Annotated in this window: 13 protein-coding genes; 6 read left to right on the forward strand and 7 right to left on the reverse strand. The window is 73.3% G+C overall.

The features are described 5' to 3' along the window. Nucleotides 1–110 precede the first annotated feature (110 nt). Nucleotides 111–1,058, forward strand: coding sequence for a TauD/TfdA dioxygenase family protein (locus AC5WAM_RS37940; RefSeq protein ID WP_495520390.1), 948 nt, complete (start codon nucleotides 111–113; stop codon nucleotides 1,056–1,058). A gap of 13 nt (nucleotides 1,059–1,071) precedes the next feature. Here the strand turns inward: AC5WAM_RS37940 and AC5WAM_RS37945 are convergent, their stop codons facing one another. The 3 genes from AC5WAM_RS37945 to AC5WAM_RS37955 are packed head-to-tail and all read right to left on the reverse strand — an operon-like array spanning nucleotide 1,072 to nucleotide 3,177. Next, a complete protein-coding gene (locus AC5WAM_RS37945; RefSeq protein WP_366792828.1) occupies nucleotides 1,072–1,725 on the reverse strand; it encodes an SRPBCC family protein in 654 nt (217 codons plus the stop codon). Next, a complete protein-coding gene (locus tag AC5WAM_RS37950; RefSeq protein WP_172381974.1) occupies nucleotides 1,718–2,128 on the reverse strand; it encodes an ArsR/SmtB family transcription factor in 411 nt (136 codons plus the stop codon). The genes AC5WAM_RS37945 and AC5WAM_RS37950 overlap by 8 nt, the downstream gene beginning before the upstream one ends. 47 nt (nucleotides 2,129–2,175) lie before the next feature. Next, the gene (locus tag AC5WAM_RS37955) at nucleotides 2,176–3,177 is read right to left on the reverse strand and encodes an NAD(P)-dependent oxidoreductase (RefSeq protein WP_495520391.1); all 1,002 of its coding nucleotides are present in this window, start codon (nucleotides 3,175–3,177) and stop codon (nucleotides 2,176–2,178) included. A 71-nt stretch (nucleotides 3,178–3,248) separates the two neighbouring features. On the opposite strand from AC5WAM_RS37955, the gene AC5WAM_RS37960 reads away from it, so the two are divergent. After that, nucleotides 3,249–3,842 carry a TetR/AcrR family transcriptional regulator gene (locus tag AC5WAM_RS37960; protein ID WP_495520392.1) on the forward strand — a complete coding sequence of 198 codons (594 nt, stop codon included), beginning with the start codon at nucleotides 3,249–3,251 and terminating at the stop codon, nucleotides 3,840–3,842. A 9-nt stretch (nucleotides 3,843–3,851) separates the two neighbouring features. Here the strand turns inward: AC5WAM_RS37960 and AC5WAM_RS37965 are convergent, their stop codons facing one another. Together AC5WAM_RS37965 and AC5WAM_RS37970 are read right to left on the reverse strand one after the other, a co-directional pair. Continuing rightward, nucleotides 3,852–5,081 carry an MAB_1171c family putative transporter gene (locus tag AC5WAM_RS37965; RefSeq protein ID WP_495520393.1) on the reverse strand — a complete coding sequence of 410 codons (1,230 nt, stop codon included), beginning with the start codon at nucleotides 5,079–5,081 and terminating at the stop codon, nucleotides 3,852–3,854. Continuing rightward, nucleotides 5,081–5,752, reverse strand: coding sequence for a hypothetical protein (locus tag AC5WAM_RS37970; RefSeq protein WP_495520394.1), 672 nt, complete (start codon nucleotides 5,750–5,752; stop codon nucleotides 5,081–5,083). Before AC5WAM_RS37970 ends, AC5WAM_RS37965 begins: the two co-directional genes overlap by 1 nt. Before the next feature lie 522 nt (nucleotides 5,753–6,274). Here AC5WAM_RS37970 and AC5WAM_RS37975 point away from each other — a divergent pair. Further along, a complete protein-coding gene (locus AC5WAM_RS37975; RefSeq protein WP_495520395.1) occupies nucleotides 6,275–6,958 on the forward strand; it encodes a helix-turn-helix transcriptional regulator in 684 nt (227 codons plus the stop codon). Between the two features lie 783 nt (nucleotides 6,959–7,741). Then, nucleotides 7,742–8,194, forward strand: coding sequence for an NUDIX domain-containing protein (locus tag AC5WAM_RS37980; protein ID WP_171075630.1), 453 nt, complete (start codon nucleotides 7,742–7,744; stop codon nucleotides 8,192–8,194). Between the two features lie 553 nt (nucleotides 8,195–8,747). Here the strand turns inward: AC5WAM_RS37980 and AC5WAM_RS37985 are convergent. Continuing rightward, the gene (locus AC5WAM_RS37985) at nucleotides 8,748–9,743 is read right to left on the reverse strand and encodes an MBL fold metallo-hydrolase (protein WP_366792834.1); all 996 of its coding nucleotides are present in this window, start codon (nucleotides 9,741–9,743) and stop codon (nucleotides 8,748–8,750) included. Next, nucleotides 9,740–10,627 carry a helix-turn-helix domain-containing protein gene (locus AC5WAM_RS37990; RefSeq protein WP_172381980.1) on the reverse strand — a complete coding sequence of 296 codons (888 nt, stop codon included), beginning with the start codon at nucleotides 10,625–10,627 and terminating at the stop codon, nucleotides 9,740–9,742. The genes AC5WAM_RS37985 and AC5WAM_RS37990 overlap by 4 nt, the downstream gene beginning before the upstream one ends. 167 nt (nucleotides 10,628–10,794) lie before the next feature. Here AC5WAM_RS37990 and AC5WAM_RS37995 point away from each other — a divergent pair, with 167 nt between their 5' ends. Together AC5WAM_RS37995 and fabG are read left to right on the forward strand one after the other, a co-directional pair. Next, nucleotides 10,795–11,613 carry a helix-turn-helix domain-containing protein gene (locus tag AC5WAM_RS37995; RefSeq protein ID WP_366792835.1) on the forward strand — a complete coding sequence of 273 codons (819 nt, stop codon included), beginning with the start codon at nucleotides 10,795–10,797 and terminating at the stop codon, nucleotides 11,611–11,613. Nucleotides 11,614–11,688: 75 nt separating this feature from the next. Next, nucleotides 11,689–12,393, forward strand: coding sequence for a 3-oxoacyl-ACP reductase FabG (gene fabG, locus AC5WAM_RS38000; RefSeq protein ID WP_495520396.1), 705 nt, complete (start codon nucleotides 11,689–11,691; stop codon nucleotides 12,391–12,393). The last annotated feature ends 189 nt before the right edge of the window (nucleotides 12,394–12,582 follow it).

Genomic DNA, 12,582 nt, shown 5'->3' on the forward strand with positions numbered 1-12,582 from the left:
GGCTTGTAGCGGACCCCGGGTCCCTCGCCGCTCGTCCCCGTGCGCCGTCCGCCGTGCGGCCCGGGCCGCACCGCGTCCTACGCCTGCCCCCTGTGCTCCGGAGGTGCCCCATGTCCGTCGCGGAAGCCCCGCACCCCGCCGACCCCGGTCCGCTGCGCCCCGCGCGGATTCCCGCCGACGGCCTGTACGAGGGGCCGCGCGTGCTGCGCCGCACCCCGCAGGGCTGGCAGGACCGGCCCTACGAGCTGTTCGAGGTCGTCCCCCGGGCCGCCACCATCGGCGCCGAGGTCCGCGGTGTCGACCTCGCCCGGCCGCTGTCGCCCGCCCTGCGCGAGGAGGTGGACCGGGCCCTGCTCGAATGGAAGGTGCTGTTCTTCCGGGGGCAGCACCTGAGCGGCGAGCGGCAGCGCGCGTTCGCCCGCCACTGGGGCGAGTTGGAGACCAATCCGCTGCTGGAGCGCGGCGACAGCGACGAGGTGGCGCGGTTCGACAAGGGCGCCTCGTCCGTGCCCACCTTCGAGAACGTCTGGCACGCGGACGTGACCTTCCGGGAACGTCCCGCACTGGGCGCGGTGCTCCAGCTGCGCGAGGTCCCGCCGTCCGGCGGCGACACCCTGTGGGCCGACATGGCCGCCGCGTACGACAACCTCGCGGACGAGGTGAAGGAGCGCGTCGAGGGCGCCGTCGCCGAGCACGACTTCCTGCCCGGCTTCCGGCGGTTCTACGGGCCCGAGCGGCTCGCCCGGTGGCAGGAGGCCTTCCCGCCCGTGCGCCACCCGGTCGTGCGCAGGCACCCGGGGACGGGCCGGCGCACGCTGTTCGTGAACGCCTCCTTCACCACCCGGATCCTCGGTGTGGAGCGGGCGGAGAGCGACCGGCTGCTGCGGCTGCTGTGCCAGCAGGCCCATGTGCCCGAGTACCAGGTGCGGTTCCGCTGGCAGGCGGGCGACGTCGCGTTCTGGGACAACCGCGCCACCCAGCACTACGCCGTCGCCGACTACGGGGCCGCCCGCCGGGTCGCCGAGCGCGTGGCGATCGCGGGCGACCGGCCGTACTGATCCCGCGGCGCGCTCAGGAACCGGAGGCGGGCGGCACGTAGAAGTCCGTGGTGGCCGACGTCATCGCCGCGACGGTCGCGGCGGGCGTGCCGTAGGCCGCGTTCGCCCTGCCCCAGGCCTCGCTGCTGGCCGTCAGGAACGTGCGCGCCTCGTCGGACTCGCTCCAGGCCTGCGTCGCCTCGCGGTCGAAGGCCTCGCCCTCGGCGAGGTACAGCCCGAGGCCGACCAGGCCGAGGTCCCAGCCGACGCCGGTGGCGCCGGGGCCGTAGGTGCCCCAGAACGCGGGGTCGACGACGGCCACGTGCTCCAGCTCGAAGCGGGTGCGCTCCTGGCCCTCGGGCGCCAGGCGCACCTCGACCTCGCTGAAACCGCCCTCCTGCGGCTCGCCGAAGATCCAGCTGACCCGCAGCAGGCGGGGCGGTTCGCAGCGCAGCACCTCGCCGCCCGCGTTGCCCTCCAGCTGGTAGTGCCCGCCGGGCTTCAGCTCGCCCGTGACGGGCAGGAACCAGCGCCCCAGGCGCTCCGCGTCGGTGCACGCCTCCCACACGTCGTGGACGGGGGCGTCGTACGTGCGGCGCATGACGACGCTGCGGCCGGTCCCCTGGGGGGTCTCGGTGTCGCGCACCTGGCGGTGCATGGCGTTGATCAGGTCGGCGATGTCAGCCATCGGAGGTCTCCTCGTTCTCTTCCGTGGCGGTACGAGGTCGCGTACCGCGCTCACCACCCCCTGGTGTGCTGTCGTGCGAGCGCCGGGCCCGCTTGCCCCGGGCCAGTTCCGTGCCGAGCGCGTCCAGGCGCTGTTCCCAGAAGCCGCGGAAGCGCCCGAGCCAGGCGTCCACCTCGCGCAGCGGCGCCGCGTCCACGGCGTAGAGCCGGCGGGCGCCGTCGGCGCGCACCGTGGCGAACCCGCTCTCGCGCAGGACGCGCAGATGCTGGGACACGGCGGGCTGGGAGATCGAGAACTCCTCCCGGATCGCGGCGGTCACCGCGCCGGAGCTCCGCTCGCCCTCGGCGAGCAGTTCCAGGATGCGGCGCCGGACCGGATCGCCCAGCACGTCGAATGCGTGCACGGCCCCAGCATGCCACCCCTGCCTTATATAAGGCAACTCTTATACGTTCAGGACGCGGCCCGGCGCCGGTCCGGGAGCGGTACGGCCGCGACTTGCTCGGGCCGTGCCTCGTGCCCGGTCCGTGCCTCGGTCCCGGTCCGGGCTTCGATGGCGCGCAGGACGGCCACCATGTCGGCGCCCCCGTGGCCCAGCGCCACGGTGTCCGCGTACAGCTCGTGGCAGACGTCGAGGAGCGGCGAGGCCACGCCGGTCGCGCGGGCGGCGGCCGCGACGAGCTGGTTGTTCTTCAGGACGTCGAGCGCCGCCGCCTGGACGCCGAAGTCCCGGGCGAGCAGCTTGGGCGCCTTCATCCGCGAGACGCCGCTGGCCATCGGCCCGGCGTCGAGGACCTCCAGGAACTGCCGGGTGTCCAGACCGTGCCGCTCGGCGAAGTGGAAGGACTCGGCCAGCCCGGTGACCGTGGTGATCAGGAAGAGGTTCACCGACAGCTTCATCACCAGCGCGTTCGGGACGGGGCCGCACGCGAACGCCTCGTGGCACAGGGGCGCAAGCAGCGGACGCACCCGCTCCACGTCGGTCGGTTCGCCCGCGAGCATCGCCACGAGCCGCCCGGCCTCGGCGGGCTCGCGGGAGCCGGACACCGGGGCCTCCACGTAGCGCCCGCCCGCAGCACGGATGTCGGCTGCCAGGCCCTGGGAGTACTCGGGCGACGTCGTGCCCATGTGGACGACGGTCCGGTCCGCGACGCGCGCGGCGAAGTCCGGAGCGCCCCGCCCGAGGACGGCGTCGATCGCGTCGCCGTTCGCGAGCATCAGGATCACGACGGGCGCCTTCCGGAAGACCTCGTCGGGGTCCGCCGCGACGTGCGCCCCGGCGGCGCGCAGCGGCTCGCACTTCGCGGCGGTGCGGCTCCACACGATCAGCTCGGCGCCGGAACCGGCGAGGCGGAGGGCCATGGGCTGCCCCATGACGCCGAGTCCCACGAATCCCACGTCCACGCGCGCACCCCCGTACTCCGGCCTCGCGGCCGCGGTTATGACAGCCGTCATAGCTATGACGGCTGTCATAGTAGTCCCGCGCGGGGGCGGTCGGCAGGCGGCACGGGAAGAAGGGAGCGGCGATGGGGTCCGAGCGGGGGCCGCGCGAGCGGATGGTGTTCGGCGCGGCCCAACTGATGCGCTGCGGTGGCGTCGCCGCCGCCGGGATGCGGGACGTCGCCGCGCGCGCGAACGCGCCGCGCGGCTCGCTCCAGCACTACTTCCCCGGCGGCAAGGAGCAGTTGGTCAACGAGGCCGTCGCCTGGGGCGGGGGCTATGCGGCGGGGCGCGTGCGGCGGTTCGTCGCCGGACTCGCCGAACCCTCGCCCAGCGGCCTGTTCGCCGCGATGGTCCGCCAGTGGACCGATGAGCTGGAGTCCGCCCCGGAGGCCACCGGCTGCCCGGTCGCCGCGGCCGTCGTCGACCGCGGGGGCTCCACGGAGTCCACCCGGGCCGCCGCCGCGGCCGCGTTCGGCCGCTGGAGCGGGGCGGTGGCCGGGGCGCTCGTGGACATGGGCGTACCCGCGGCGCGCGCCGAGCCCCTTGCGACCCTCATGATCAGCACCCTGGAGGGCGCCCTGCTCATCGCCCGCGCCGAACGGGACGCGCGGGCCCTGACAGCGGCGGTCGCCGAACTCGGCCCGCTCCTCGACGCGGCGGTCGCCGAAGGGACGTGAGACGGCCGTCTACGCGTGCCCGCTCTCGCACATCGCCCGGGGCCGACGGCACGGCAGCGTCAGGGCCTCCTGGACGATCGGATGGTCGAGGTACCGGGCGACCAGGACGAGATGGGCGCGCTCCCCGGCGGCCGGGACGTCCTCGCCCGGCAGCCCGGGGAAGCCGGAGTCGGCCGGGGCGGGCGGCCTGCCCGCGCCGCGCCGCCCGGCGGCGTGCAGGAGCGTGGCGGCCGCCTGCGCCGCGACGACGTCGACGCCGGGGTGGGCGCCCCCGCGGGCCAGCTGGGCCACGGCGTGGGCGGGCGCCGCGGTCATCCACGGCCGGAGGCCGCGGGCGCCGTCCCGGATCTCGACGAGCCTGCGGGACAGGGCGATGCGCGTGTCCCAGCGGTCCCACGCGAGGCCGGGGGTGAGCACGAGACGGGGATCGCCGCACACCACGGTCTGCCACAGCGGCCGCAGCGCGAAGTAGTCGCGCCGCTCCTGGCGGCGGGCGTGCACCGAGAGGCGTACGAGGCTGTGGGTGGCGACGAGCGCGCTGGCCGCCGTGGTCAGCCAGGCGCCCTCGGCGAGCGCGTCGAGACCGCGGCCGTGCGCGGCGCCCGCCATGGCCACGAGGAGACAGACGGCGTGCACCAGGTCCAGGGCGACGGCCACCGCGAAGCCCCGTACGGACCGGTCGAGTTCGGGCGTGAGCCCGGGGGCGGCGAGGGCCAGCAGTGAGCGGCACTTGAGCACGGTGGCGGTCACGGCCGTCGACAGGGCGAGGAAGTACAGCACGTGCAGTGCCACGATCTGGGGCACGCGCGCGTGGTCGGTGGCTAACAGCAAGGGGCGGGCGGGCCCGTCGAAGTCCGTCAGGGCGAACAGGGCCGCGAGGACGACGAGCGTGCCGCCGTACAGCGGCGCCCAGGCCCGCACCGTGCGCCGCAGCGGTACGCCGCCATGGTCCGGCGGATGCCACAGGTGCGCCAGGAGATGGGCGTGGCCGACGCGCAGCAGGGCCGCGCAGTCGATGAGCAGGGCGGCCAGATGGGGCACGCCGGTGAGCTCGCCGACCGCGTGGTAGACGGCGGGCGTGACGAGCAGGAAGAGCACCGCCGAATGGAACAGGGACGACGCGGTGAGCTTGAGGACCAGGGCCGGTTCGCGCCGGGCCGCGAGCGCCTTGACGGTGCCGAGGGCCAGGCTGACGGCGGCGACGGTGAGGCTGACCGAGGCCAGCAGCGCGTGCCACATCAGACGTCGGCGCGCCGGTGGGCGAAGGACGAGGTCAGGGCGCCGGTGTAGCTGACCGCGGGGTCGAGGCAGAGCATCAACAGGCCCACGGTGGCGAAGACTTCGGCGGCCCACTCCTCGTCCTCCCCCTGCTCCGCGGGCACCGCGGCGTCCGCGCGCGCCGGGGCCCCGGCGCGCGGCCGGGCGGGCCGGAGGAGCACCTCCTCGACCACGGCGGGAGGCAGGGAGGGCATCTGCGCGCTCACGGCGCCCAGATCGGGCGGGTCGCAGGCCGCGACGGCGTACGGGCTCGGGGCGGGTGGCCGGCCGCACAGCAGGTGGTAGAGCTCGTGGAGCAGGACGTGCAGCCCTTGCCGCTCACTGGTGTGGGCGGTGACGACGATGGTGTCCTCCACGTCGCCGCGCACGCAGAAGCCGCTGACGTGCGGGGGCAGGGGCACCCGCAGGACGGTGAGGGGTCTGCGGCGCCGCCGGACGACGGCCTGAAGGAGCTCCTGCAGGCCCTGGCCGGGCCGCAGTCCGAGGTCGTCGTGGATGATGCGGACGGCCCGCCGCCGTGCGCGGCCCCAGGCGCGGCGCCTGCGGACGGCGTCGAGGATGCGGGCCGGGGCGTCGGTGACGCGGGCCTCGCCGGTGTGGCGCCAGGATGCGGAGGCGCCCGCGAACAGCACGGGTCAGCTCTCCCGGGTCGGCCGTGAGGGGAGCGGCACGGCGCCGGTTCCCGGCCCCGGCACGGTTCTTCGTGAGTGCGTCGCGAGACCCGGGCGCGGCGCCCGTGCACTGGCGGTTCTCATCGGCCCTTCACACTCCCCGTTCCGCCCCTGTGACAGACGTGTGCCCGCTGACCTGCGCTGGGACATTATCAGGCTGAATTCGTACGGCGGCGTCGGCTCGCGTTGTGACCGTGCGAGTGTGGTGTTTTCCCTTGGTGCGCAGGTGAGTTGAGTAGCGAGTGCGCTGGTGGGTATCGGCCGCGCGGCGACGCGTGCCGGGCGCCCGTTTGTACGGCCGGCAGGACACGGCGGAGAGCATGAAACGGAAGCCGCTGCCGCTCGACCGCCAGTTTTGACCGAAAGTCGAACGCTTTACGGCCGGTTATGGTGTCAACAATTGAAGACAGTGCTGGCCGGGGATGGTTCGGACGGATACTCTCAGGGCGCCCAACGAGTTCCGTGGCCCATGGAGACCTTCAGGTGAACGCAGCCGACCACCAAGCGGCGCCCGGACACGTGATCGCCCGTCTCCTCGATGACGTCGACGCCTATGCCGCGCGCCTGGGGACCACGCGCGGGCGGCTGCTGGACCTCACGCTCATCTCCCGCGCCACGGGGATCGAACCCGAGCGGGTGCGGGCCCTGTTGAACGGCGAGCCCCCCGAGGACGAGCCGCGCGAGAAGTACGCGCGCGAGACGTTCCGCAAGGCGCTCTTCCAGCAGCGGCTGCGGTTCCTCCAGCGCACCCGGCTCAAGGAGACCCCGGCGGGCAAGGAGCCGTACGGCCTCAGGGAGATCTCGCGCGCGACCGGCATCTCCGCCCAGCACGTGTCCAACCTCCTGAACGGCGAGCGCGGCGCGAACCACGACCACGCCGCCCGCCTCGAACTGTTCTTCCAGGTCCCGGAGGGCTTCTGCTCCCGCACCGAAGGCGCCGCCCTGGTCGCCTACTTAAGGCGCATGGTGCACGAGGACCTGCCCAAGCTGGCGACGCACGCGGTGCTCCAGGAGCTCGGTGCCCGCTCGGTCGCCCTGCGCAGCACCGCGGACGGGGCGCAGATCGACACGCTGCGGGACCTGCTGCCCGCCCTGGACGAACTGGTCAGGGCGGTTCAGGAGCGGAAGCCCGGCGAGGGCGTCGGCCCGGACGACGGATCCGTGTAGGTCCACTCGACGGGCTCGCCCGGGTCCATGCGACGGGCTCGCCCGGGCCGGGGCGGAGTTCGCCGGGCGGGACGCTACGCGCGTTGCCGTGCGGCACCGTACACCGTGCGGTGCTCCGCACCGAACACTGTGCGGTGCTCTGTACCGACTTGCCGCAGTCGCCGGCGCCATGACATGCGTCGTTCTCAATCGTTGACACCGCCTGTGATAGTGCATCAGGATCTGTCTACGCCAGAGCCGGGGGCAGGTTGGCTCTGACGGGGAAGGAAACCTGCCCGGATGTTCCATTCGTCCGTATGGTCGTTGTCGTGACTTCTCCCGTGGGGGCGGGAGTGCTCGGCGAGCGGCCGACGGTCCTGCTCATGCCCCGGAAGGCAGCGATGCCGCCCCGCGGTGGCCACGGGTTGCCCGCCCGGCGCCGCGGAGTCGATCCCCGGGGACTGGTTGGCCCCTGCGAATGGAACGAGCGTTCTATCAGGTGATGCCAGGGGCTGTCGCGGCCCGAACCGGACCGCGGCGGTGCAGGGGAGGAGCGATGGACTGGTGGCGACACCGCTTACCGCCGGCGCGCTCCTTGGCAGTACGGCCTTGGATACGGCCGCGGTCATGGTTCCCTCCGGGGCGCGGGGGCGCCTTGGCCCGGAGAGCCGAGCCGCTGCCGGGGGGTGCACGCGACGACTGTGCGCGTACCCGTCGGGGGGAGTTGGGGACTCCGCTCGCCGAGCTGCCCGTTCCTGATGAGCCGGTGCTCAGATCATGACGGGGCTAATTCAGGAAGATGCCATGGATGCTACTGCTACGACCCTGGCCGCATCGGCCGGGGCCATCATCACCGATGAGCACGGTGATGTGCTGATGGTGAAGCCGCTCTACACGGCGTACTGGAATCTGCCCGGGGGGCATGTCGAGGGAGGGGAGGATCCGAGCGCCGCGTGCGCTCGTGAGATCCGCGCGGAGCTGGGCCTGGACGTGACGATGGGGGACCTGCTCGTGGTCGCCTGGGTCGACTCCGGCGGTCCCATGCCCCGTGTCTGCTACATCTTCGACGCGGGCGAGGTGGACGCCGAACAACGGCGCGCCCTCACCCCGTGCGAGGACGGGGACGTCTGCTACCGCTTCGCCCCGCCCCAGCGCGTCGACGCGTCGCTGGTCTCGCCGTTCGTCAAACCCATGTGGGAGGCCGCACTGACCGCCCGCAGGGAGAAGCGACTGGTCTGCCTCGAAGTCGAGGTGTGAGCCACCGTCGCACGGCCGCCTGTTGAGCGGCGCGCACGGGGGTGCCACCCCGTGCCAGGGAGAGGCCCGAGCCGACCGGATCCTGTCCCGCCATCGAATCCGACACCTGGAGCGCACCGCACCCGACCCCCGGGGGTCGGGGCGGCGCCCGGCACTCCGGTCAGTGGTGCGGCCCGCGACGGGCCGGTGAACCAGCGCGCGGCCTGACAGCCCGTCCCCCTCTCCCGCGGGAGAGGGGGACGGGCACGTGCCGGTACGCACGAATGCCGCCGCCGGGGGATCGGCGACGGCATTCTCACGCAGGGCCGACGGCGTCCCGCCGCCCCTGCGCACACCGAACGTGGGGGAGAACCGTTGCCCGGTGTGCCGGTCGGCGCCCGCTGGAACCTGTAGCGGCCTGCCGACAGGCTCACCCCATCCCGCATCGCGCCGCCGCGCAACACTCCGGCCCCGCCGGAGACCCGCGCGTTTCACGTGGCGAAAGGGAGGGCCCCTGGATTCCGGCAGCCGGAATCCAGGGGCCCTCCCGCGGCGCGTCCGCCGCCGTACGACGTCAGCCCGCCGGGGCGGCGGACAGGGCCTGCTCGCCGCTGTGCCGCTGCCAGGCGATCCGTGAGCAGTCGGTCATCAGGGCCAGGATGTCGGGCTCCGCGTCGGCCCGGTCCAGATGCCGGAACTCCGAGGCCAGGGTGATCACCAGGCGCTCGGGCAGATGCAGATCCGGATAGCGGTCCTCCGCGATGAGGTGCCGCGCGGCCTCGGTCGGCGTGAGGCCGCGCGCGTGCAGGGACCGCGCCTGCTCGGCCAGGTCCCGCAGATAGGCGACGTGCCCCCGCAGGCCTTCCTGGTCGAGTACCGGACCGTGGCCCGGGACGACGAGCTCGGGGTTCCAGCCGAGCACGCGCTCACAGGCCAGGACGACCCGCTCCAGCGGACCGGCCCAGTGGCACGCGTGGTCACCGGCGAACACCACGTCACCGGCGAAGACGATGCGCTCCTCGGGCAGGTGCACGACCATGTCGCCGACGGTGTGCGCCGGGCCCACGTCGTGCAGCTCCACCGGCATGTCACCGACGCGGAGGTCGAGGCGCCCCTCGAAGGTCCGCGTGGGCTCCTGGACGGTGATGCCCCGGAAGTCGAACCGGCCGAAGTGGCGCCGGAAGTACCAGCCGAGCGGCTCGCCCGGATCCGTGTCCTCCACCAGGAAGCGCAGCTGCTCGGGCGTCGGCTCGAAGCACTGGTGCTCCAGGGTGCGCCGGGTGGAGACGATCTCCGCGCCGGTCACCCGCTGGTTGCCCCAGCCGTGGTCGCCGTTGCCGTGCGTGGTGAACACGGTGGAGATCCGGGTGCCCGGCCCGGTGGCCTCGCGCGCCGCGGCGAGGAAGTCGTCGGTGCGGTCCAGGGTGTACGGCGTGTCCACCAGGGCCGCTTCTCCGGCGGCCGTGAGCAGGCCGCAGTTGGCGAGCCCCCAGGCGCCGGCCGCGTCGGGCGACCACACGTGGACGCCGGTGGCCAGGGGGACGAGGCGCGGATCGGATTCCATGGTCATGCATTCTCACCCGGCAGCGTGGGCGCGAAGACCAGGAAGAAGAAGCGGGACCCGGGCGACTTCAACGGCTGGGCGGTGCACATCGTCACCGAGCCGAGGACCGACGGCTCGTGCCGGGCGCAGCACCGGCTGGCGTCGCCCCGGTCGACGCCGAGCGACGCTATGCCCGCGTGCCGCATGGGGCGCGCGTCCCCGTCGGGGTGGACGTAGGCCACGTCGTGCCGACGGTAGATGGGACCCGCGACGGGGTCGTCGTTGACCTCCTCGTCGATCTGCTGGAGGTCCTTGTTGTGCGGGTGCGCGGCGATCGCGGTGCGCAGCTGGGCCGACACCTTGACCGCCCAGTTCTCCTCCCAGTCGACGAGGTGACACTCCCGTGCCGCCTCGCACAGCAGCATCCACCGCATCAGATTGCGCTCGGGCAGCTGGGGCGTCGTCCCGGGAACCTGGGGGAACATGCGGATGAAGTCGTCGTTGCACGCCAGGACGTTCCAGGCCACGTCGTTGATGTAACACGGCTGGCCCTTGACCCGATTCACCGCCGTCAGCCACGCGGGGCCCACGTGCGTGCCCGCCAACGGGTCCATCGGGAAGGGCGGCTCATATCCGAGCGCGTAGACATACAGCGCCGTGCGTTCGGGCTCTTCCATCCGCAGCACCGTGGCCACGTTGTCGAGGAACTCGGCCGACGGCTGCGCCATCTCTCCGCGCTCCAGGAGCGCGTACGTCCGCTCGGAGACGAACAGCTCCTGCGCCACCCTGGCCTGCGAGAGTCCGTGCGAGCGCCGGCCGCGCCCGGTGCGCCGCGGCGAGCCCAGCTCGGTGGGGCTGATCTGGCTGCGCTTGAACTGCAGCAATTGCTGCAGCGCCTCCTTGTTGTTCAATTTCCAACCTTTCTCCGCGCTGTGCGGGGTGGTCGCTCGCACCGTTCCGTAGGAAACATTTTCATCGGAAGTTGAACTTCCTGAAAAATGCGGACCGGAAAAATCACGGCCTGGTGATCCTCCCGGTCCTGCCACGAGAATGGCGTCAGGACCTGAACAGGCGGGGCGTGGCGACGAGCCGTGCCAGTGAGGAGGACGGCGCGGTGCTGCGACCGGTGGCCACCACGGCGGTGCGGGAACCCGCCGGCAGTGCGGTGGCCCGCACGCTTGCCGTGCTCCGCGCACTGCGGGAACTGGGCCCGGGAGCGCATCCGTTGGCGGTCGTCGCCGCGCGCGCGGAGCTGCCCGCGCCCACCGCCCACCGCTATGTGCGGGCCCTCGCCAGGGAAGGGGCCGTCGAGCAGCGCGGTCCTCGGGGCCACTACGCGCTGACGGAGACACCGCACCGATCCACCCACCTCGTCGATGAGGTCACGGATACTAAAGTCGGTCAGACCTCGCCTGCGTTGCGTGCTGAACTCGTCACTCTACAGTCACGCACCGGGCAAGTATCGCTCCTGTACGCTCCGTTGCTGGTGGGCGCCGCACTGCGGTTCTGCATCGACCGGGCGGTCGGTGCGCACGCCGCGGCGCTGGAGGCGGCGCCCCGGTCGGCGCTGCGGCGCCTGTGGAGCGCGCCCCTGGACGCCGATGCCGCGGGCCTGGCCATCCTGGCCTGTCTCGACGGCACCTCGTCGCCGGGTGTGCCGCTCGACCGCATCCGTGAGCAAGGTCACGCGGTGGGCCCTTCGCCGCTCCCGGAGTGGGAGTCGATAGCCGCCCCCGTGTGGCGCGGCTCCGTGCTCGCCGGGGCCGTGGCCCTGGTCGCACCGCGGCGGCAGCTGCGCGGCGCGGTCACCCGCACCCGCTGTGTCCATGCGGTGATGGACACGGCGGCCTCCATGAGCGGCCTGCTCACCCGGACCCGGGTCCGGCACGCGGGCTGATCCGCGGCCGGTGTCCGCCCCACGTGACGCCGTCGCCCACCGCACGTCCCCCCACCACGACCAGAGAGGTACTCCGTGTCCCGCTCCGTACTGATCACCGGCGGCAGCCGCGGCATCGGCCTGGCCATCGCCCGCGCGATGCAGGCCGCCGGTGACCGCGTCGCCGTCACCTACCGTTCGGGCGAGCCCCCCGAGGGCCTGCTCGCGGTGCGCTGCGACGTCACGGACGCCGACCAGGTCGACCTGGCGTTCCAGCGGGTCGAGGAGGAGCAGGGTCCTGTCGAGGTCCTGGTGGCCTGCGCGGGCGTGGCCAACGACAAGCTCCTCATGCGGATGACGGAGGAGGACTTCACCTCCGTCCTCGACACGAACCTCACCGGGGTCTTCCGCGTCGCGAAGCGGGCCACCCGCGGCATGCTGCGCGCCCGCAGCGGCCGCATCGTGGTGATCTCCTCGGCCGTGGGCCTGCGCGGCGAGGCGGGCCAGGCCAACTACGCCGCGTCCAAGGCGGGCCTCGTCGGCTTCGCCCGCTCCCTGGCCCGGGAGCTGGGCTCGCGCTCCATCACGGTGAACGTGGTGGCGCCGGGGCTCACCGAGACCGCCATGAGCGAGGCCCTGACCCAGGAGCAGCGCGAGGCCCTGGTGCGGCAGATCCCGCTGGGCCGCCTCGCCCGCCCCGAGGAGGTCGCGGCCGCCGTGGCGTTCGTGGCCTCGCCGGACGCCGCGTACATCACCGGGGCCGTCATCCCGGTGGACGGCGGCGCGGGCATGGGGCACTGAGACCCCGCGCGGTCCCCGCGACGGCACTGATTCCGTCGCGCCGACCGCGCGGACACGGGCGGCTGCTTGCGGCCACGACCGGTACGGGGGTACGGCCGTGGCCGCGGCAGTCAAGCTCGTTGAACCGCAAATTGGCCTGAGATGCGTGGGAGACGCTCCGTCCCGCGTGTCATCGTGGACCCATCGATT

It is taken from the genome of Streptomyces sp. JLYT201 (assembly GCF_059448825.1).